This is a genomic window from Phycisphaerales bacterium (assembly GCA_035627955.1).
GTDB lineage: Bacteria > Planctomycetota > Phycisphaerae > Phycisphaerales > UBA1924 > JAEYTB01.
Map to the genome: position 1 here is coordinate 115,179 of DASPKU010000007.1, position 19,563 is coordinate 134,741.

19 protein-coding genes are annotated in these 19,563 nt (G+C 68.0%); 11 read left to right on the forward strand and 8 right to left on the reverse strand.

Features of this window, described 5'->3' with window-relative positions; translation table 11 throughout:
• Nucleotides 1-14: 14 nt before the first annotated feature.
• The 4 genes from VD997_06635 to VD997_06650 all read right to left on the reverse strand — a co-directional run bounded on the left by VD997_06635 (nt 15) and on the right by VD997_06650 (nt 2,194).
• A complete protein-coding gene (locus VD997_06635; protein ID HYE61654.1) occupies nt 15-356 on the reverse strand; it encodes a hypothetical protein in 342 nt (113 codons plus the stop codon).
• Between the two features lie 67 nt (nt 357-423).
• A complete protein-coding gene (locus VD997_06640; protein ID HYE61655.1) occupies nt 424-597 on the reverse strand; it encodes a hypothetical protein in 174 nt (57 codons plus the stop codon).
• A 64-nt stretch (nt 598-661) separates the two neighbouring features.
• Nucleotides 662-862 (reverse strand): hypothetical protein, encoded by a 201-nt coding sequence (locus tag VD997_06645; GenBank protein ID HYE61656.1) that lies wholly within the window; start codon nt 860-862, stop codon nt 662-664.
• Nucleotides 863-1,180: 318 nt separating this feature from the next.
• Nucleotides 1,181-2,194: an NAD-dependent epimerase/dehydratase family protein gene (locus VD997_06650; protein ID HYE61657.1), complete on the reverse strand. Its 1,014-nt coding sequence runs from the start codon at nt 2,192-2,194 to the stop codon at nt 1,181-1,183.
• A 248-nt stretch (nt 2,195-2,442) separates the two neighbouring features.
• On the opposite strand from VD997_06650, the gene mgtE reads away from it, so the two are divergent.
• Nucleotides 2,443-3,873, forward strand: a complete 1,431-nt coding sequence (gene mgtE / locus VD997_06655; GenBank protein ID HYE61658.1) for a magnesium transporter — start codon at nt 2,443-2,445, stop codon at nt 3,871-3,873.
• A gap of 180 nt (nt 3,874-4,053) precedes the next feature.
• On the opposite strand, the gene VD997_06660 is transcribed toward mgtE, so the two are convergent.
• Nucleotides 4,054-5,328 carry a hypothetical protein gene (locus tag VD997_06660; protein ID HYE61659.1) on the reverse strand — a complete coding sequence of 425 codons (1,275 nt, stop codon included), beginning with the start codon at nt 5,326-5,328 and terminating at the stop codon, nt 4,054-4,056.
• A 599-nt stretch (nt 5,329-5,927) separates the two neighbouring features.
• On the opposite strand from VD997_06660, the gene VD997_06665 reads away from it, so the two are divergent.
• On the forward strand, nt 5,928-6,650 hold the full coding sequence (locus VD997_06665; GenBank protein HYE61660.1) for a response regulator: 723 nt from the start codon (nt 5,928-5,930) through the stop codon (nt 6,648-6,650).
• Nucleotides 6,651-6,918: 268 nt separating this feature from the next.
• Nucleotides 6,919-7,977 (forward strand): ATP-binding protein, encoded by a 1,059-nt coding sequence (locus VD997_06670; protein ID HYE61661.1) that lies wholly within the window; start codon nt 6,919-6,921, stop codon nt 7,975-7,977.
• On the opposite strand, the gene VD997_06675 is transcribed toward VD997_06670, so the two are convergent.
• Nucleotides 7,901-8,692 carry a lamin tail domain-containing protein gene (locus VD997_06675; GenBank protein ID HYE61662.1) on the reverse strand — a complete coding sequence of 264 codons (792 nt, stop codon included), beginning with the start codon at nt 8,690-8,692 and terminating at the stop codon, nt 7,901-7,903. The two genes, VD997_06670 and VD997_06675, sit on opposite strands and share 77 nt — an antisense overlap.
• 97 nt (nt 8,693-8,789) lie before the next feature.
• Here VD997_06675 and VD997_06680 point away from each other — a divergent pair, with 97 nt between their 5' ends.
• From VD997_06680 to VD997_06700, 5 genes are all read left to right on the forward strand, one after another.
• Nucleotides 8,790-9,914, forward strand: a complete 1,125-nt coding sequence (locus VD997_06680; protein HYE61663.1) for a hypothetical protein — start codon at nt 8,790-8,792, stop codon at nt 9,912-9,914.
• A 418-nt stretch (nt 9,915-10,332) separates the two neighbouring features.
• The gene (locus tag VD997_06685; GenBank protein ID HYE61664.1) at nt 10,333-12,942 is read left to right on the forward strand and encodes an ATP-dependent Clp protease ATP-binding subunit; all 2,610 of its coding nucleotides are present in this window, start codon (nt 10,333-10,335) and stop codon (nt 12,940-12,942) included.
• Between the two features lie 85 nt (nt 12,943-13,027).
• Complete coding sequence (locus tag VD997_06690; GenBank protein HYE61665.1) at nt 13,028-13,657, forward strand: CPBP family glutamic-type intramembrane protease; 630 nt, start codon at nt 13,028-13,030, stop codon at nt 13,655-13,657.
• Between the two features lie 61 nt (nt 13,658-13,718).
• A complete protein-coding gene (locus tag VD997_06695; GenBank protein ID HYE61666.1) occupies nt 13,719-13,994 on the forward strand; it encodes a DUF1778 domain-containing protein in 276 nt (91 codons plus the stop codon).
• On the forward strand, nt 13,987-14,502 hold the full coding sequence (locus tag VD997_06700; protein HYE61667.1) for a GNAT family N-acetyltransferase: 516 nt from the start codon (nt 13,987-13,989) through the stop codon (nt 14,500-14,502). The genes VD997_06695 and VD997_06700 overlap by 8 nt, the downstream gene beginning before the upstream one ends.
• Here the strand turns inward: VD997_06700 and VD997_06705 are convergent.
• A complete protein-coding gene (locus VD997_06705) occupies nt 14,499-15,314 on the reverse strand; it encodes a GNAT family N-acetyltransferase (protein HYE61668.1) in 816 nt (271 codons plus the stop codon). The genes VD997_06700 and VD997_06705 overlap by 4 nt on opposite strands.
• Nucleotides 15,315-15,339: 25 nt before the next feature.
• Nucleotides 15,340-16,362 carry a methyltransferase domain-containing protein gene (locus tag VD997_06710; GenBank protein HYE61669.1) on the reverse strand — a complete coding sequence of 341 codons (1,023 nt, stop codon included), beginning with the start codon at nt 16,360-16,362 and terminating at the stop codon, nt 15,340-15,342.
• Between the two features lie 22 nt (nt 16,363-16,384).
• Between VD997_06710 and VD997_06715 the strand changes: the two genes are divergently transcribed.
• The 3 genes from VD997_06715 (at nt 16,385) to VD997_06725 (ending at nt 19,533) form a co-directional block, all read left to right on the forward strand.
• Nucleotides 16,385-16,918, forward strand: coding sequence for a hypothetical protein (locus VD997_06715; protein ID HYE61670.1), 534 nt, complete (start codon nt 16,385-16,387; stop codon nt 16,916-16,918).
• A 348-nt stretch (nt 16,919-17,266) separates the two neighbouring features.
• Complete coding sequence (locus tag VD997_06720; GenBank protein ID HYE61671.1) at nt 17,267-18,157, forward strand: glycosyltransferase family 2 protein; 891 nt, start codon at nt 17,267-17,269, stop codon at nt 18,155-18,157.
• A 158-nt stretch (nt 18,158-18,315) separates the two neighbouring features.
• Nucleotides 18,316-19,533 carry a hypothetical protein gene (locus VD997_06725; protein HYE61672.1) on the forward strand — a complete coding sequence of 406 codons (1,218 nt, stop codon included), beginning with the start codon at nt 18,316-18,318 and terminating at the stop codon, nt 19,531-19,533.
• The last annotated feature ends 30 nt before the right edge of the window (nt 19,534-19,563 follow it).

Below are 19,563 nucleotides of genomic sequence, written 5' to 3' on the forward strand. Positions count from 1 at the left end.
AGTGTACGTGGGGATCACTTGGGGGCCGGCGCAGTCGAGGGGGAGGTCGGCGTCTCTGCGGGCGGCGTGGGCTGCTCGCCCTGCGGCTTGGGCTCTTCCTTGACGGGGTCGACCGGCGTCTTCTCGGCCGGGGGCTGAGCGGAGGGCTGAGTCCTCTCACCGGGGACCGTGTCGCGCGGGCCGGCCGGGCGGGCCTGAGCGCCGCCGGTGACGGGAGCGCTTGGGGTGCCCGCGTAGCGCTCGAGGATGGGCGGGAGGATCGCGCCGGCGAGGCCGCCGCAGATGAGGCCGACGACCAGGCCGGGGATGAACATGCGGACGAACGGGCTGGACTGCTTGGGTTGATCGTTGGCCATAGCCCCTCCGTGAGGCGAGTGGGGTCGCTCCGTCGCCGGCGGACTTTGCCGGGCGTGCGTGTACAGGTTACCGATTCGCGAGCCTCACGGAGGTGTGGGTGGGGTCAGGCTGGCGGTTAGCCCAGGACTCGGCGATGGGGGTCATGAAGGCCGCGAGGAGGCCGCCGCAGACGACGCCCAGGATGAGGCCGGGCAGGAAGTTGAGGATGAGGGAGACGATGCCGCTGCTCTTGTTGCTCATGGGACTGACCACCTTCCTTGGTCAGTCGCTATCGGATTTTTCGGGCGCGGGGTTGAGGCGGGGGCTAGAGGCGGCGCATGCGGGCCATCCAGCGGCCGTACTCGAGGACGGAGGCGATGAGCTCGCGTTTGGTGGCGGGCATGCCCCGCCCGAAGGCGGTCTGCATGCGCCAGGTCCAATAAGGACCCTTGAATCGGAATCCGGAGATCCAGCCCAGGCGGAAGAGCTGCCAGAGGCCGGCGAGGTTGTCAAGGAGGCGGCGCACGTCCGCGTGAGTTTATCGCGGTAGTCCTTCAAGTACTCAGCGTCGGTCTTTTACCACGGCTTCTTGGGGCCGGCGGGGGCTAGGCTCTACTTCGCTTTGCTTGCGCTTCGCTGCCGACTCCCGAATCGCCGTCTGCTCCTTCACTGACGTCGGCACCCCCGGCTGCACCCCGTCCTTGCCCGCCTGGCTGAGTGCCCGCAGCCCGGCCTGATCCAGCGCCCGCATCTGAGCTTTCACTGCCGGCGACGGCGGCGATGACTGCCTCCGGGACCCGCTTGAGCTCTCGCTACTTGGTGATTGCGGCATCGGGAATTGGAATCAGCGGGCGCCGGCGAGGGAGCGGCGGTACCACTCGACCGTCTCGGCGAGCCCCTCCTCGAGCGTGGCGACGGGCTCGTAGCCGATGAGCTGGCGGGCGGCGGAGATGTCGGCGAGGGAGTGCTTGACGTCGCCGGCGCGCTCGGGCTTGTGGGCGGGTTGGAGGTGGGGCTGGCCGGTCTGCTGGGCCATGATGGTGGCGAGCTCGGCGATGCTGATGCGGCGGGCGGTGCCGACGTTGAGGACCTGGCCGCTCAGCGGGGCCTGCGAGGCGCCGGCGAGCAGCGTCGCGAGCACGGCGTTGCTGACATAGGTGAAGTCCCGGGTCTGGGCGCCGTCGCCGTAGATAGTGGGCGGCTCGCCGGCGATGAGGGCCTTGGCGAAGGCGGCGACGACCGCGGCGTAGGCCGAGTCGGCGGGCTGGCGGGGGCCGAAGACATTGAAGTAGCGGAGGCTGACGGTGGAGAGGCCGTAGCAGCGGGCCCAGACGGAGAGGAGCTGCTCGCCCGCGATCTTGCTGGCGGCGTAGGGCGAGAGCGGGTTGAGCGGTTGAGTCTCGACCTTTGGGAGCGTGGGCTGGTCGCCGTAGGCCGAGGAGGACGCGGCGAAGACGACGCGCCGAGCGGAGACCTTGCGGGCGGCCTCGAGGACGCGGAGCGTGCCGGTGGCGTTGACGCTCCAGTAGCGCTGGGGCTCGAGCATCGAGCGGGGTACGGAGCCCAGCGCGGCCAGGTGCAGGATGATCTGGGCGCCCTGGGCGGCGTCGGCGAGGGCGTCGTCATCAAGGATCGAGGCATGGGTGAAGCGGACGCGCTCGGGCTCGAGCTCGATGAGGCCGGAGAGGTGCTCGAGGGTCGAGTTGGAGAGGTCGTCGATCACGCTGACGGTGGCGCCGAGGGAGACGAGGGCGTCCACGAGGTGGCCGCCGATGAAGCCGGTGCCGCCGGTGACGCACACCGTTTGCCCCGAGTACACGGAGCGCAGGCGGGCGACCTTGTCGGCGGGGAGCTTCATCAAGCCTTCAATCTTACGGAGAACAGGGAGATAGGACCAGCCACGAATGGGGTGAGGTGGTTTGTGGCTTGGGCTTTGGGTACCCCGCCGCTCCGCGGCGGTGGTTCGGCGCAGGGATGGCGGGTGCGGGCGTGCACCCTGGGGTGTCAGGTAGTCGCGTGTCGCGCGAAGAGCCGCCGCGGAGGGGCGGGGTACCCACTGCCCACTGACACCCACGCCTCGTGGTATATCTTTGATCCACCGTGACGATGAACCCCACCGCACAACTGCTGGAGCCCGAGGTCCGGGAGCTGATCCTGGAGGGGCGGTACAGCGAGCTGCGGGCAATTCTGCACGAACTGCCGCCCGCGGACGTGGCGGACATCCTGTCGGAGCTCACGCCGGAGCAGGCGGCGCTGGGGTTCCGGTTTTTGCCGCGGGACGACGCGGGCCTGGTGTTCAGCTACTTCTCGCCGGAGTTCCAGGAGGAGTTGCTGGCGAAGCTGGGGGCCGAGGCGTCGGTGAAGGTGGTCGAGGCGATGACGCCCGACGACCGCGTGCGGCTGCTGGATGAGCTGCCGCCCGAGGTGGCGCAGCGGCTGATCGCGAGCTTCAGCCCTGAGAACCGGCGGGAGACGCAGGCGATCCTGGGGTACCCCGCGCGGAGCGTGGGGCGCCTGATGACGCCCGACTACATCGCGATCCGCCCGGAGTGGACGGTGGCGCGGTCGCTCGAGCACGTGCGCAAGGTGGGGCGGGACGCCGAGACGATCAACGTTCTTTATGTGGTGGACGACCAGGGCCGGCTGATCGACGACCTGCGGCTGCGGCAGGTGCTGCTCTCCCCGCCTGAGGCGACGATCGACTCGCTGATGAACCAGTCGTTCGTGCACCTCACGGCCGACCAGCCGCAAGAGATCGCAGTGCAGCTCATGAGCCGCTACGACCGGCTGGCGCTGCCGGTGGTGGACTCGCGGGGCGTGCTGGTGGGGATCGTCACGGCGGACGACGTGGCGGACGTTGCCGAGCAGCAGGCCACTGAGCAGATGCAGCGGATGGGCGGCGTGCAGGCCCTGGAAGAGCCGTACATCGACGCGACGATTTTTCAGCTGGCGCGGAAGCGGTTCACGTGGCTGGCGGTGCTGTTCGTGGGCGGCATGGGGACGCAGTTCGCGATGGAGGGGTTCGAGAGCGAGATCGACAAAGCGGCGGTGCTGAGCACGTTCGTGCCCATGATCGTGTCGGCGGGCGGCAACAGCGGGTCGCAGGCGACGGCGCTGGTAATCCGGTCGCTGACGGTGGGCGAGATCGCACTGCGGGACTGGGTGCGGGTGCTCAAGCGCGAGCTTCAGGTGGGCATGCTGCTGGGCGCCGTGCTGGGGGTGCTGGGGCTGCTGCGGGTGGCGGTCTGGGGCTGGATGGGCTGGTTCGCGAAGACGGGGGCGGACGGCAAGATCACTGATGAGAGCGCGCGGGTGCAGGACCACTTCGCGCTGATGGGCATGAGCATCGGGATGGCGGTGGTGGGCGTGGTGCTGTGGGGCACGATCATGGGGGCGATGCTGCCGTTCCTGCTGAAGAAGATCGGGCTGGACCCGGCAACGAGCTCGGCGCCCTTTGTGGCGACGCTGGTGGACGTGGTGGGCGTGGTGATCTACTTCACCGCTTGCGTGATGCTGCTGCGGGGGACGCTGCTGTAGAAGGACGATGCCGGGACTGAGGCCGCACTGGGCCGAAGTCCAGGTTTGCTGCGCGCACGAACCCGGGACTTCGTCGAGGATTCCTCAGTCCCGGCGTCACGATGAACCAAAAACAAAGCCGGGCGCCCTGGAGGGGCGCCCGGCCGAAGGATTCACAGGATCACGCTCAGGTGAACTGGATTAGAACACCAGCTGCATCTGGGCGATGAAGGCGATCTCGCCCTCCTCGGTGTCGCCGAGGAAGCCGTTGCGGGTGTTGCCTTCCACGAAGCCACCGGTGCCGAAGAGGGCGGAGGTGTCCTCGAAGGCGTAGGCGGCCTGGAAGGTGAACTTGGCGGCGTGGCTCTCCTTGGAGATGTAGTAGTTCATGCCGATGGTGGCGAACATGTTGGTGTCCTCGCCGAGGCCACGGTCATCGTCCCAGAAGATGGCGTCCCAGCGGCCGAAGAGCTCGACCTGCTCGGTGACGAAGATGCCGCCCTGGATCATGGCGCCGAAGTCATCGACGTCGGAACCGGCGGGCGGGGAGAAGTGGGCGCCGTAACCGGCGGCCATCACGTTGTAGCCGGGGCCTTCCCAGCTGGCGTCGATGGTGTAGACGAAGGTGTCACCGTTGTCGACGGTGCCGCCGGTCTCGCCGCCGGACTCCCAGTTGACGCCGGCGCCGATGAGCAGGCCGTTGTCGGGAGCGGAGCGCCAGCTGGTGATGTCGTTGAAGCGCTCGAAGGAGCCGCCCATGGCCTTGAAGTCAAAGCGGGCGTTGAGGCCGAAGTCGTTGGACTCGCTGGTGAAGTCGGTGTTGCCCGAGTTCGTGCCGTCGGTGATGCCGCCGACGAAGCGGAAGGCATCAGCCTGGTAGGAGAACTGGAGGCCCTGGGTGTAGCCGGGGGAGAAGACGCGGCTGGTCACCGAGCGCTCGGCGGCGAGCTGGAACTCGTCCTCGACGCTCCACTCGCGGGTCAGGGGCATACGGAACTGGCCCCACTTGAGGCCGAAGCCGTTGTCCCAGGTGTACATGCCGTAGGCGTCCTCGAGGCCGAAGGAGCCGACGTCAGAGAACTCGCCGCCGAAGTTGCCCTGGATCTTGAAGGTGAGGTTCTTGTCCCACACGTTGCCCCAGAAGCGGAGGCGGGTGGTGGGCTGGCTGAAGCCGGTGGTGAGATCGTCGGGCTCGGCAACCGTGGCGTCGTCGCGGAGCGAGACGGTGTAGCGGGTGACCGAGGTGCCGCCGATGTTCAGGCGGTTGTTGCCGGTGCTGTCGCCGATGCCGAAGGTGGCGGCGTACAGCGAGTTACCGGCGGGGCCGCCGGCCAGGAGGCTGGCGCGGGCGCCGGCGTCGGACATGAGCTCGGCGTTGTACGCGCGGCCCTGGTCCAGGTTGGCGTTCTGAGCGAACGCGGAGGCCGTGAGGCCCAGCGCCGCACCGGCGACGATCACAAGCATCTTGGTCTGCATCTATTCGACTCCTTCTTGAAACACTGCTGACACGTGATCCTTCGAATGGCCTTCGGGCGCTCCGTCCCGAGAGACCCACGACTTCCGGCGGCTACAACAGCCGACCGGTGACCTGACCTGTCTGGCACGCGGGACTCCGTCCTGCGGGCCGTTCCTACGCATGAGCCCCGGGGGAACCGTGGCTGTTTGTCTGGCACGAACGAGAGGGGTTCAAACTCGACTTCCGTCACTCGACCTTCGAACCGCCGTGCTGCTGAATCCCCCAGCCGTCGGCGGTGGGGCGTTTGATTCAGCCCCCGTCAGAAACCACAGGCCTATCTCGCGCCTGTCGCGGTCCTTGACGCCCCAATCGGGGTCGGACTATACCCAGCCCGATTAGCGAACGCAAACTCCCGCGGTCAACTTTTTCGGTTGATCCCCGGTGCGTGGACCACACTTTCTCTGGACATTTGCGATTCGACTCTTAACCAAAACCGAACCGAGAGGGTCTGGCCGTTGCCCGGTCCCCCACTTAGTCTTCTGTGCGCATGGCCGACGCGGAGTGGTATAAGCAGTCACTAACTGTTTGTGGTTTGGTTACTTAGACGAGGCGGCACAGCATGGCAGAAACCCGGCACGTGCTCGTCGTGGACGACGAGAAGGACTTATTGGACCTTCTCTCGTACAACCTGCGGAAGGCGGGGTACCAGGTGAGCACGGCCGCGACGGGGCTCAAGGCACTGCAGATGCTGAGTGACCGGCGGCCGGACCTGATGATCCTGGACGTCATGCTGCCGGAGCTGTCGGGCACGGAAGTCGCCTCGCGGGTGCGGTCGAACCCCGAGACCGCGGCGATCCCCATCATCATGCTCACGGCCAAAACAGCGGAGGCTGATCAGCTGGTGGGGCTGACGGCGGGCGCGGATGACTATGTGACCAAGCCGTTCTCGCCACGGGTCCTGCTGGCTCGGGTAGAAGCGGTGCTGCGGCGGGTGGCGAAGCCGAGTGATGATCGAAAGCTGATCGAGCTCGGTCCGATCAGCGTGAACCTCGAGACACACGAGGCGTTTGTCGGGGGCGAGCTGATGAAGCTGACGCTCACGGAGTTCCGGCTGCTGAGCTCGCTGATCGCGGCCGGGGGCAAGGTGCTGTCGCGCCAGCTGCTGATGGAGCGGGCGATGGGACCGGGGGTCATGGTGACCGAGCGGACGATCGATGTGCACATGACGGCGGTGCGCAAGAAGCTCGGGTCGCAGGCCGGGGTGATAAAGACAGTGCGGGGGGTGGGGTACCGGGCGACGCTGGACGAGGGCGGAGACGAGGGCGGGGGCGAGCAGGCCTGATCCTCTTATAGGATGGGCGCTGGTGGAGCCGTCGAGCCCGACAATCACGTTCCAGAGGTGCATGGTGCTGGGTGCGCCGGCGATAGCCGGACTGGCGTGTGCCGCGACGGGGATGCCGCCGGTCGGAGTCGCAATCGTGGCGGGCATCGCAGCAGTGGCGTCCGGGTGGACGCTGGTTCGCGCGGGAGATCGCGCGCTCGGCGGTGTGCGCGAAGAGTTGCGGCGTCACGCCCGCGAGCTGGAGGAGACTCGGGAGTCAGCCCAAGCGGTGGAACAGGAGCTTGGCTCTGTGCGGGCGGTGCTGGAGGCATCGCCCTGGCCGATGTTCGCCACGGGGGCGGCGGGCGAGGTGGTATTGGCGAACCGCGCGGCGGAGGAGTTCTTCCAGCGGGGCCCGCGGGGGCTGATCGGGCGGTCAGTTGAGGACCTGGTGACGCAGGGGGATGTGATCACGCTGCACGCCGCGGCGTTGTCGGGGCGGGAGGCGACAGGCCAGGTGCGGCTGCAGCGGTCGGACGGGACGCGGATTTACCAGGTGAAGGCCGGGCCGGTGCGGCTTGGGGCGGCGCGGTCAGGGGCGGTAGTGTCGCTGCGGGACATCACGGAGCTTGCGACGGCCCTGCAGCTGAAGACGGACTTTGTGGCGAACGCGAGCCACGAGCTGCGGACGCCGGTGGCGAGCATCAAGGCGGCGATCGAGACGCTGGCGGACGGGGCGTGGGAAGACGAGGGGATGCGGTCGCGGTTCACGCAGATGATCGCGAACAACGCCCAGCGGCTGGACGAGATGATCCGCGACCTGATGGAGCTGTCACGTTTGGAGTCGCCGGAGTCGGTCATTCGAGTCGAGGAGGTGGACCTGGGCGCGGTGATCGAGGACGTGTACGAGCAGCTCGGCGCGTTCGCGGCGGAGAAGCAGCTGCGGCTGGAGGTGGACGTCGAGCCTGGGGTGACGCGGCTACGGAGCGACCCGAAGCTGCTGCGGCTGGTGATCAAGAACCTGGTGGACAACGCGATCAAGTTCGCGAACGTTGGGACGCCGGTGCGGGTGGTGGCGCGGCGTGGCGAGGGGAACGGGGGCCTGCGGGTGCAGGTGATCGATCAAGGGGTGGGGATCCCGATCAACCAGCAGCAGCGGGTGTTCGAGCGGTTCTTCCAGGTGGACCCGGCGAGGACGGGGTTTCAGCACCGGCGCGGCACGGGGCTGGGGCTGGCGATCGTGAAGCACGCGGTGAAGGCGCTGGGCGGGGCTATTTCTGTCGAGTCGGTGTGGAAGCAGGGGACGACGATGACGGTGGAGCTGCCGTGGGAGGGGCCTGCTTCGTAGATTCTGTGGAGGCCTTGAGGCTGAACTTGCCGGGGCTGCAGGTGTCGTTGCCGGGCAGTTCGGTGTGGGGGACGAAGTCGCCGGTGGGGCTGGAGCGCTGCACGCTGCTGCGGGCCTCGGGGAGCTTGGACTGCCTTGGGGCGGCTTCGGGCTGCTGCTTCTCGCCCCAATAGAGGCACTCGACGGGCTGGCCGTCGGCGTCGTAGAGGGCGATGCAGTCGGCGCTGTTTGAGAAGGCGACGTACTGGGACCTGGTCTCCGCGGAGAAGACGTAGGCGTCGTGGAACTTGGGGTTCTTCGTCGGGGCTGAGTCCTTGGTGCCGCAGGGCTGGGCGGGGCTCGACTGGTAGCCGTTGAAGAGGACGACGACCTCGCCGGGCTGGAGGGTGAGGTCCGGGAAGGTGAAGGAGAAGCGGTTGTCCTGGTCGCCGGGCTTGTCCTTTGCTTTGTTCTTGTCCTTGGAGTCGGTCGGCGGGGACTTGCGGGCGTCGGCGATGCGGTAGCCCTTGAGGTTGATGGGCTTGGCGTGCGGGTTGACGATCTCGATGAACTCGTCGCCGGTGGCGGAGCGCTTGCCGTCCTGATCAGGGTCGGCATCGCGGGGCACGGCGTAGAAGACCTCGGTGACGAGCGGGTGCAGCGGGGCGTCCTTCGCCTTGTCGGCGGCGGGTTGCGTGGTCGGCTGCATCAACAGAGTGGCGGCGAGCGCGAGCATGGGTTCCTCCCCCATTGGTGGGCGGGGAGATTACCAGATACGGCGCGGGCGGCGATAGCATTTGGGCCTCACGGGAGGCTGTCACAGGAGACTGGCGATGCGGATGTACGGGATTCTCGCGGTGGTGGCGGCGGGCCTGGCTTCGGCGGCGTGGGCTCAGGAGAAGAAGGACGCGGCGCCGGTAAAGACCCAGCCGGCGGGTGACGCGCCCAAGGAGGCGCCGAAGCAGGAGGTGCAGCCGGAGTACCGCCCGGAGGCCGTGGACTGGCTGAGGAAAGAGGCCGGGACGGTGATGCCGCTGATCGCCAATATGGACGTGCGGAAGATCGCGTTCAGCACGACGTGGCTGCCGGTGATCGACGAGCGGGTGATCTACGTCGACAAGCGGTGGACGAAGGCGTTCACGCCCGAGCAGTTCGAGAAGCTGAGCGAGGAGGAGAAGAAGACGCTGCACCCGGAGAAGTTCGACGGGTACCGCTTCTACTTCACGCGCTACGGCTCGCCGCTGGCGTACCTGCGGCCGCTGGACCTGGTGGCGGATGCGATCGGCGGGCCGATGCCGCTGCGGGGCAAGAAGATCCTGGATTACGGGTACGGCACCATCGGGCACCTGCGGCTGATGGCGAGCCAGAACATGGACGTGACGGGCGTGGAGGTCGACCCCTCGCTGAAGGCGCTGTACTCGCGCGAGGAGGACACGGGAAAGGTTCCGGGTGTTGGGATGGACGACATCCCGCCGCCGGGGAGCCTGACGCTGGTGCACGGCAAGTGGCCGGGGGACAAGGACGTCGCGGAAAAGGTGGGCGGCGGGTACGACATCATCACCAGCAAGAACACGCTGAAGAACGGGTACATCAACCCTGAGCAGAAGGTGCCCAAGGAGATGCTGGTCGACTTGAGCGTGCCGCCCGAGGAGTTCGTGGCCAAGGTGCACGCGGCCCTCAAGCCGGGCGGGGTGTTCATGATCTACAACATCAGCCCCAAGCAGACGCCGCCGGGCGAGGGCTATAAGCCGTGGTCGGACGGGCGGTGCCCCTTCCCGCGCGAGATGCTGGAGAAGGCGGGGTTCGAGGTGCTCGAGTACAACAAGGACGACAGCGCGACGATCCGGCGGTTCGGCGCGGCTCTGGAGTGGGACAAGAAGATGGACCTGGAGAATGACTGCTTTGCGGTGTACACGCTGGTGAGGAGGAAGGCGGAGGAGCCCCCCACTCCGAAGTGATTGCACGATCCACAGTTACGGACAGCGCGGCCCGACGGCGGGCCGTGCTGTGTTTTCGGGTGTGCCCGGTCTGCCAAATGGGCAGAGTTGGGAGTGCGTTTCCGGGGAGTGGCTGGTCGGAATCGCCTCTGGGGCAATCTCGCGGGGTTTGGTGGACCGGCACGGGGCTCGCTCCGATAGAACCGAGGACGGCGCGGCTGTGCTGGAGACCTGGTGGTCGTCGGCGCGGGCGCGGCGTTGGCCGGTGCTGGTGCAAGCCCGGTGCTGGGCGTGAGTTGGTGTTGGTGCGAAGCCGGTGATCAGCAGATTCAGGGGAAATCAACAACGCGTGAGCGAACCTGACGCCTGATAATCATCGAACTGTGGTTGGGACCCGCGACGATTCCCCAATCGTTTACGGGCACCCGGGAGCAAGCAGATGTTTGAACGTTTCACCGATCGAGCCCGCAAGGTCATGGCCCTGGCGAACCAGGAGGCCCAGCGGCTGAACCACGAGTACATCGGGACCGAGCACATCCTGCTCGGGCTGGTGAAGGAGGGTTCGGGCGTGGGGGCGAACGTCCTGCGAAACCTGGACGTGGACCTTCGGCGCGTGCGTCTCGAGGTGGAGAAGCTGGTCAAGGCCGGGCCTGAGATGGTGACGATGGGGAAGCTGCCCCAGACGCCGCGGGCCAAGAAGGTGATCGAGTACGCCATCGAAGAGGCGCGGAACCTGAATCACAACTACGTGGGCACCGAGCACCTGCTGCTCGGGCTGCTGCGTGAGCACGACGGCGTCGCGGCCCAGGTGCTGCTGAACCTCGGCCTGCGCCTGGAGGAGGTCCGCGAGGAGGTGCTCAACCTGCTCGGGGCTGGCAACGAGGGCCAGAGCGAGGGCGGCGAGACCGCGGGCGGGGCCGGCGGGCTGGGTTCCAGCTCGTCCAGCTCGGCGGGCGCCAGCGCTTCCAGCGGCGGCGGGGCAACCGCGGCCGCGGCCAAGGGCAAGAGCAAGACCCCGGCGCTGGACAGCTTCGGGCGCGACCTGACCGAGCTGGCGCGCGAGGGCACGCTGGACCCCGTGATCGGGCGCGCGACGGAGATCGAGCGCGTGGTGCAGGTGCTGTGCCGGCGCACGAAGAACAATCCGGTGCTGCTGGGCGAGGCGGGCGTGGGCAAGACCGCGATCGTCGAGGGCCTGGCGCAGCGGATCATCGCGGGCGACGTGCCCGAGATCCTGCACGAGAAGCGCCTGGTCGTGCTCGACCTGGCGATGATGGTCGCGGGCACCAAGTACCGCGGGCAGTTCGAGGAGCGCATCAAGGCGGTGATGAACGAGGTTCGTCGCGCCAAGAACGTGATGCTGTTCATCGACGAACTGCACACGCTGGTGGGCGCGGGCGGCGCCGAGGGCGCGATCGACGCGTCCAACGTGCTCAAGCCGGCACTCGCCCGCGGCGAGATCCAGTGCATCGGCGCCACCACGTTCGACGAGTACCGCAAGTACATCGAGAAGGACGCGGCCCTGGCACGCCGCTTCCAGGCGATCACCGTTGACCCCCCCACCAACGACCAGACGGTGGAGATCATCAAGGGCCTGCGCGACCGCTACGAGACGCACCACCGCGTGCACATCACCGACGCCGCGATCAAGGCGGCGGTGGAGCTGAGCGGCCGTTACATCACCGGTCGCGTGCAGCCCGACAAGTCGATCGACGTGATCGACGAGGCGGGCGCGCGGGTCCGCATCAAGAGCATGACCAAGCCGCCGAACCTGGCGGAGCTCGAGGCGGACATCGAGCGGCTGAGCGTCGAGAAGGACGAGGCCGTGAAGGCTGCCGATTACGAGAAGGCGGCGGAGCTGCGCGACAAGGCGGAGCAGCTGCGTCGCAAGAAGGACGAGATCCAGAAGGAATGGCGCGCCAAGGCCCAGGAGGCCGACGGCGTGGTCGACGAGGAGATCATCGCGGAGGTCGTCTCCAAGATGACCGGCGTGCCGCTCAAGCGGCTCGAGAAGGATGAGGCGCAGCGCCTGCTCCAGCTCGAGAACGAGCTGCACAAGAAGGTCATCAGCCAGGACGACGCCATCAAGGCGATCTCGAAGGCCATCCGGCGGGCCCGTGCGGGCCTGAAGGACCCCAAGCGTCCGATGGGCAGCTTCATCTTCGTCGGGCCGTCGGGCGTGGGTAAGACCCTGCTCAGCAAGGCGCTGGCGGAGTTCATGTTCGGTGACGAGGACGCCCTCATCCACCTGGACATGAGCGAGTACATGGAGAAGCACAACGTGTCGCGCCTGGTCGGCGCTCCTCCCGGCTACGTCGGGTACGAGGAGGGCGGCCAGCTGACCGAGCGGATCCGCCGCCGGCCGTACGCGGTAATCCTGCTGGACGAGGTCGAGAAGGCGCACCCGGACGTGTTCAACATGCTCCTCCAGATCATGGAGGAAGGCCGCCTGACGGACAGCTTCGGCCGCAACGTGGACTTCCGCAACACGGTGCTCATCATGACGAGCAACCTGGGGGCGGACCTCATCAAGGGCGGGGCGGGCTTCGGGTTCACCAAGCGCACGGAGGCGACGGACTACGACAACATCAAGCAGGTGCTGATGAAGGAGATCGAGCGGTTCTTCCGCCCCGAGTTCATCAACCGCCTGGATGACATCGTGGTCTTCCGCCCGCTGACGCGCGACGACCTGACCCGCATCGTGGACTACGAGGTGGGCAAGCTCGCCAAGCGCCTGAAGGCGAACGGGTACACACTCGAGACGGACCAGGCCGCGAAGGACTTCCTGATCGAGCGCGGGTACAACCCCGAGTACGGCGCCCGTCCGCTGCGCCGCAGCATCGGGCAGTACGTCGAGGACCCGCTGTCCGAGATGCTGCTGCAGGGCAGCTTCGAGGCGCCGAGCACGATCACCGTGACGCGCCGCAAGGACGCAGACGGGAAGGACGAGGACCACCTGTTCTTCGACGCCAAGTCGACGCCCGGGGCCGAGCCCGCCGCGCCGGACAAGGGCAAGCCCAGCGAGCCCGCGCAGGCGCAGAGCACGTGAGTGAGTTTCTAGAGTGAGCTCCCGAGGCCCAGGACGCGTGTCCTGGGCCTCTTTTGTTTCCGGTTGCGGCGAGCGGGGTTCGGGGATGTGGAGGCGGTGGGCGGAGTTCGTGGCGGTGTACTTCGGCGGGCCCGCGGCGGCGCTGGTGTGGCTGCCGCGCCCGTGGACTTTCCCGCTGCTGTTCGCGTGGGCAGCGGTGTGCGGGTGGATGCTGCGGCGGGACGCGACGTTCGACCGCGGACAGCTGGTGAACATCGAGGGGTTCCGGCGCGGGCTCCCGCTCGTGCTGGTGCGGTTCATGGTGCTGGGGGTGGCGCTGTGCGGGCTGGTGCTGTGGCTGAGGCCGGACGCGTGGCTGAGCTTCCCGCGCCAGCGGCCGGGGCTGTGGGCGCTGGTGATGGTGCTGTACCCGGTGCTGAGCGTGGTGCCGCAGGAGGTGGTGTGGCGGGCGTTCCTGCACCACCGTTATCGCGGGCTGCTGCCGAGCGCTGTCGCGCGGTGCGCTGCGGGCGCGGTGGCGTTCGGGTTCGCGCACGTGGTGATGGAAAACTGGCTGGCGGTGGCGCTGTCGACCTTCGGCGGCGTGCTGTTCGCGATGACCTACGAGCGGTCGCGGTCGCTGCTGCTGGCGTGCGTGGAGCATGCGCTGTACGGGTGTCTGGTGTTCACCGTCGGGATTGGGAAGTACCTGGTGGTGGGGGCGGCAGGGCCATAACGCCATAGCAGGACGGTGGCATCGTACGGCACAATGCCGTATACTTGTTCAGAGGTGCGCGATGGGCAACGTCCGATACAGCAAGATCACCATCCGGCAGCCGGAGCCGCTCAAGTCGAAAATTGAGCAAGCAGCCGCCTTGCGCGGCATGACCGTTACCAGCTTCATCAATGGGATGCTGGAGCTCGCTGCCGACCACACGCTCCGCCGCATTCGCGCCCGCGAGCTCACTGAAAGGGACAGTGCGGCATTGTTGTCGATGCTCAGCAACCCCGCCCGCCCGAACGCGGCGTTACGAAAGGCGGCGGCTCGGTACCGGGACCGCGGCCGTGCGTGATTCACTCCGATTCGAGAAGTTCGACCGTGGCAAGCATGATCGACAGAGCTTCGACTGCGGCGTTCTGGCGCTGAACGAGTTTCTCAGGACGAGGCTTGGACAACACACGCGTCGATCACTGACGCAGGGGTATGTACTCGCCACACCAGAAGGGCGGATTGCGGGCTACTTCACACTGGCGGCAAGTCGGCTCATGGTGACGGTGATACCTGACGGTCACGGTTATCCAGCGAAGATGCCGCTACCGACGACGCTGCTGGGGCGCCTCGCAGTTGATCGGTCGTTTCAGGGACAAGGGCTCGGCGAACTTCTGCTCGTGCATGCCCTCAGAGTGACGGTCGAGGCGAGCGAGACCGTGGCATCGGCCGCGGTCGAGGTTGATGCGAAAGACAAGCGTTCACGCGACTTCTATGCTCGTTATGGATTCGCCAGCCTGAAGGACGACGCTCTCCACATGTACCTCCCGATGGTGACAGCGAAGACCGTCGTTGCTTCGCTTGGGCACTAGAACCGCGCCGCTTCGAGCCCCTCGCCAGGGCGCGTCAGGAACAAGCGGGTGTAGGCGACGTGGAAGCCGGCGCGGCGGGCGTTGCGTTCGGTCCCGATGCCGGGGGCGGCGCCGATGGTGGCGACCTTGGCGCCGCGGTCGCGGGCGGCGAGCAGGCGGTGGTGGATGAGGGCGGATTGCAGGCCGCGGTTGCGGAACGCAGGGAGGACGCTGAGGCCGAAGAGCGCCGCGATGTCGCCGCTGACCTCGAGGGCGCCGGCGGCCGCGGGCTTGTCTTCGATGAACGCGGTGTAGGCGAGCGTGCGCGGGTGGGCGGCGCACTTGGCGGCGAGGGCGATGGCCTCGGGGCGCGGGTCCTTGCCCTCGGCGAAGCCGATGCAGCCGGTGAGGGCGAACTCATGGACACTGGCTTCGTCGCGCGGGTTGACGGTGCGGATCTCGAGGCCGCGCGGGGCGGGGTGCTCGCTGGGCGGCTCGATGGGCGCCGCGAGGTCGCGGAACAGGACGTTCTCGAAAAACACGACGTTGAAGCCGCGGCCCTTGAGGCACTCGAGCAGCGACTTGTCCGCGAAAGGGCAGACCTCGATGCGCGGCTCGGCCCCCCACTGCTCGTGGAAGGCGATGAGGCGGTCGATGTCGGCGGGGGTGACGGGGCCGGCCATGCCCAGGCCAGTGGCGGAGTTGATCCACGTGCCGCGCTCGCCGCGGGTGGCGACGCCGCCGGCAATGTCGATGTGCTCCTGCGCGACCTCGGCCATGCCGGTGCGGAGGCGGGCTTCTTCGAGCTGTGCGACGCGGCGGAGGTCGATCATGGGTGTGCGCGCTTGCCCCCGCCGGTCACGCGGGCTTGCGGAGGATCATCGTGAGGTCGGCGCGGGTGAAGGCGACGGGGACGTTGATGTTGGCTTCCTTCCAGTAGGCCTGGAGGTGGGACTGGTCGGGGGTGGGCTGGCAGAGGCTGTGGACCTCGGGCTCGTAGCCGTGGGCGACGACGAGGGGGTTGAGGTCGCCCAGGGCGAGCTCGAACTCGTGGTAGCTGACGCCGCGCCCCCAGCGTGCGAGGCGCTCGAGGGCTTCGTCGTGGGACTTGGCCGCGGCCTCGGCAATGGACTGCGGGAAGGCGGCGCGGGGCGAGCGCGGGGCGTACATGATGGCCAGCTCGGCGGGGAGCATGTGGTAGAAGGGGAGCATGGCCGTGTGGCCGTCGAAGTAGGTGAGGCGGTTTGGGGTTTCGACGACGACGAGCAGGCCGCCGGGGCGGAGCAGGTTCCAGCAGGTCTGGAGGGTGTCGATGCGCTCCTGCACGTGCTGGTGCTCGAGCACGGCGTAGAGGAGGGTGACGTCGAGCGAGCCGGCGAGGTGGTTGTTGGTGATGGTGGTCAGCAGGCCGGTGGGCGAGGTGAGGTGGAAGGTGATGTTGGTCTGGTTGAGGGCGCGGGCGCGGGCCTTGGCGCCCTCGAGGCCCTCGGCGTCGATGTCGTAACCGTGCACGTGGGCGGCGGAGTGGGCGATGCCGGAGGTGCTGGAGCCGGTGCCGCAGCCGACCTCGAGGACGTGTTTGCCCTTGAGGGGCATGACGCGCTCGATCCAGGGGACGATGTGGTCGAGGCAGGTGTAGTAGCGGTTCTTGGTGATGGCGGCGATGTCGCGCTGGCCGTCGGGTGAATCGAGGTAGGCGCGGTCCCAGTTGCGGAAGTAGGTCTCGCGGAGGGCCTGCTCGATGGCGCGCTCCTGGGCCTGGGTGAGGCGCGGGGCGAGGGGGCGGGCGGGCTGGGGTTGAGGCTGCGGCTGGGGTTGGGCGGCGGTCGCGGCCGGAACGGCGGGCGCGGGAGCGGGCTTGCGGAGCAGGCGTGAGAGCATGGGGACAGGATAACCTCACCCCATGGTGAAGGATGAGCTAACGAAGCGCGGGCAGGCCTCCCCCAAGGCCCTTGAGGGGGTGACGATCGCGCGCGAGCTGTTCTGGCAGAACGTGATGCGGGAGATCCTGACGAGCCTGTCGGTGATCAGCAGCATGGGCGAGCAGCCGGCGGACCTGTTCGACGGGCGGCTGGCGGTGATCACGCAGCTGGGGCAGCGGGTGCCGATCGCGGGTGTGATGCCGCTGTTCGCGTGCGGGATCGACACGAGCGACACGGAGCGGGAGCTGTCGCTGGCGGTGGAGTGCACGGTGTTCCAGATCAGGACGCCGGGGGGCGAGGTGTTCACACTGCCGCTGCACGAGATGCGGTCGTTCCACTCGCTGAGTGAGGAGCTGATCGAGCGGATCCGCAAGGAGTCGGCGGAGCGGCAGGACGAGAGCGAGGAGCACGAGCCGTTCGGGTTCGCGGCGTACACATCGCTGGCGCGGACGAAGCTGCCGGGGGATGATCCGGGGACGACGCTCTTTGAGGGCCCGGAGGCGAGCCCGGACTGAAGGCGGGTACCAAACACGGAGACCCGGAGAGCACGGAGGGGAATTCGAGACTTGAACGCGGAGTACGGCGGAGGGGAGCGGAGTTTCGCGGAGCGAGGGAACAGGGGCGGCGAAGAAGGGTGCGGAACTGACTTTGTGCCGGTGCCGCTACCTTCTCTCTTCTCTCCCCGTTTTCCTCTTCGCCCTCTTCTCCGTGCTTCTCCGTGACTCCGTGTTTGGTTCCCTCCTGGTGTTCGGTTTCGGTCAGGTTTTTCACGGGGCTTGAAGTCTGGGGGCTATGGTGCAATCCAGTTGGCCAGGGACGGCGAAGCCATTCGTGCTGGCTTGGTGCAAGGCCTGGAGTTCCGCATGCGCACACTCGTCGCGATTCCCGTGTTCAATGAAGAAAAGTACGTGCGGCGGGTGCTGGAGCGGGTGCTCTCGTACAACCCGGATGTGCTGGTGATCGATGACGGCTCGACCGATGCCACGCCGCGTCTGCTTCCGGAGTTCCCTATCGAGATGATCCGGCACGCGAAGAACCGCGGGTATGGGTCGTCGTTGCGGGATGCGTTCCGGTTCGCGGCGTACGAGAAGTACGACTGGCTGATCACGATGGACTGCGACGAGCAGCACGAGCCCGCGGCGATTCCGTCGTTCGTGCAGGCCGCGGCGGAGGATGGGGGCGACATCATCAGCGGGTCGCGGTACCTGGCGAAGGAGGAGGGGCAGGACCGGCCGCCGCCGGAGCGGCGGGCGATCAACGCGACGATTACGGCGGAGCTGAACTGCCGGCTGGGCGGTGCGCTGGGCACGCTGCTGACCGACGCGTTCTGCGGGTTCAAGGCGTACCGGGTTGCGGGGCTGAAGAAGCTGCGGCCGACGGTGAAGGGGTACGCGTTCCCGATGCAGTTTTGGGCGCAGGCGGCGGCGGCGGGGCTGAAGGTGCGGGAGCTGCCGGTGCGGCTGATCTACAACGACCTGAACCGGACGTTCGGGGCGACGCTCGACGACCCGTCGGTGCGGCTGGCGCACTACCGGCGGGTGCTGTACCGGGAAATCGAGAAGCTGGGCGAGCGGCTGCCGCGGGCGGCGCGGATGGGCGTGACGGAGCCCTACTCGAAGGAGTGCTGCGAGAAGGCGAAGGCCGCGGGGGTGGTGCTGCCGGGCGCGAGCACGCGGTATGAGTGCGGGGCGAGCAAGCAGGAATCGGTGCGCGAAGAGGAGAGCACCCGGCGCAACGGGTGCTGCCGGCATTGAGCGGGGGGGCGGGCGAGGAGGGGGTGCGGGTGGAGCAGGGGGGCTCGCTCGCCGGTTTGTTGGCGAAACGCAGCAGGGAGGAAGACCACCGAGATGAGGACATCTCGGTGGCACGGGTGTGGACCGGCCATCAGGCGGAGTTCTGGCATCCGGGGATCATGGCGAAGTACATTGCTGCGGGCGCGGTGGCGGAACGGGTACGGGCGACGGGGGGGCGGGCGGAAGTCACGTGGCTGGTCGTGGACCAGGACGCGAACGAGCCGTGGAAGGTGCCGTACCCGGGGCTGGTCGAGGGGAAGCTGACGCGGGCGGTCTGGAGTGTGCCGTTTGCGGACAAGGGCTCGGCAAGCGCGGGAGCGTTCGCGGCGGAGACGCCGGCGTGCGCCCTGCCGGTGCTGCAGCCAGGGCCAGCGCCGAGGGGGGCGCTTGTGTGTGTGGATGAGGGGCTGGAGGCGGTGCGTGCGGCGCTCGTGCGGCACGCGGGCGAGTCGAACGCGGCGCGGCAGGTGACGATGGCACTCTGCGACCTGCTGGCGGCGTGGTGCCGGCCAGACCGGGTGGTGTACGCGTCGGGGCTAGCGCGGACGCCGGAGTTTGGCGAGTTTGTTGAGCAGTTGGGGCGGGAGCCGGCGGTGTGTGTGCAGGCGTATAACCGCGCGGTGGCGGCGGTGCCGGAGGCGCGGGTGCGGGCGCTGCGGGTCGAGGGTGGGCGGGTTGAGCTGCCCTTATGGCGCATGCCTTCGGCCCCCGGGCGGGCGCGCCGGGCGGTGTGGTCGGATGAGCTTGCGTCGGTGAAGATGGAGGAGCTGTCGCCGCGGGCGCTGGCGATGACGGCGCTGGTGCGGATGGGCCTGTGCGACCTGTTCATCCACGGGACGGGCGGGGGCGTGTACGACCGGATCACGGAGCGGTGGCTGGGCGAGTGGCTGGGCGGAGAGCCGCTGGCCCCCACTGCTGTGGTGACGGCGACGCGGTACCTGCCGTTCGATGTGCGCGTGCGGAGGCCGGAGGAGATCGCGCGGGCGCGGTGGGCGGCGCACGCGGCCCGGCACAGCCCGGCGCTGCTGGGGGATGCTGATGGCGAGCGGCGGCGGCGGGATCTGGTGGCGGCGGTGAAGTCGGCGCGGGCGCGGGGGGAATCGCCACGGGCGGCGTACGAGGCGCTGCACGCATTTCTTGGTCAGGAGCGCGAGGAGCGGGCAGGCAACCTGCAGGAGCTGGAGCGTGGGGCGGTGGAGGCTGCGCGGGATGTAGAGGTGGCGGGGGTGGTGTATGACCGGACGTGGCCGTTCCCGCTGTACCCTCGCGGGGTGCTGGATGGGTTGAAGGTGGAGGTGGAGCGGGCGGTTGAGGGGGCGGATCAGAAGAAGGCATGAGGCATGGGGCATGAGGCATCGAGGCGCCGG

Coding starts and splice junctions, on each gene's coding strand:
- VD997_06635 (HYE61654.1), bottom strand. CDS start 356: ATGGCCAACGATCAACCCAAGCAGTCCAGCCCGTTCGTCCGCATGTTC.
- VD997_06640 (HYE61655.1), bottom strand. CDS start 597: ATGAGCAACAAGAGCAGCGGCATCGTCTCCCTCATCCTCAACTTCCTG.
- VD997_06650 (HYE61657.1), bottom strand. CDS start 2,194: ATGAAGCTCCCCGCCGACAAGGTCGCCCGCCTGCGCTCCGTGTACTCG.
- mgtE (HYE61658.1), top strand. CDS start 2,443: ATGAACCCCACCGCACAACTGCTGGAGCCCGAGGTCCGGGAGCTGATC.
- VD997_06660 (HYE61659.1), bottom strand. CDS start 5,328: ATGCAGACCAAGATGCTTGTGATCGTCGCCGGTGCGGCGCTGGGCCTC.
- VD997_06665 (HYE61660.1), top strand. CDS start 5,928: ATGGCAGAAACCCGGCACGTGCTCGTCGTGGACGACGAGAAGGACTTA.
- VD997_06675 (HYE61662.1), bottom strand. CDS start 8,692: ATGCTCGCGCTCGCCGCCACTCTGTTGATGCAGCCGACCACGCAACCC.
- VD997_06680 (HYE61663.1), top strand. CDS start 8,790: ATGCGGATGTACGGGATTCTCGCGGTGGTGGCGGCGGGCCTGGCTTCG.
- VD997_06685 (HYE61664.1), top strand. CDS start 10,333: ATGTTTGAACGTTTCACCGATCGAGCCCGCAAGGTCATGGCCCTGGCG.
- VD997_06690 (HYE61665.1), top strand. CDS start 13,028: ATGTGGAGGCGGTGGGCGGAGTTCGTGGCGGTGTACTTCGGCGGGCCC.
- VD997_06695 (HYE61666.1), top strand. CDS start 13,719: ATGGGCAACGTCCGATACAGCAAGATCACCATCCGGCAGCCGGAGCCG.
- VD997_06705 (HYE61668.1), bottom strand. CDS start 15,314: ATGATCGACCTCCGCCGCGTCGCACAGCTCGAAGAAGCCCGCCTCCGC.
- VD997_06710 (HYE61669.1), bottom strand. CDS start 16,362: ATGCTCTCACGCCTGCTCCGCAAGCCCGCTCCCGCGCCCGCCGTTCCG.
- VD997_06715 (HYE61670.1), top strand. CDS start 16,385: ATGGTGAAGGATGAGCTAACGAAGCGCGGGCAGGCCTCCCCCAAGGCC.
- VD997_06720 (HYE61671.1), top strand. CDS start 17,267: ATGCGCACACTCGTCGCGATTCCCGTGTTCAATGAAGAAAAGTACGTG.
- VD997_06725 (HYE61672.1), top strand. CDS start 18,316: ATGGCGAAGTACATTGCTGCGGGCGCGGTGGCGGAACGGGTACGGGCG.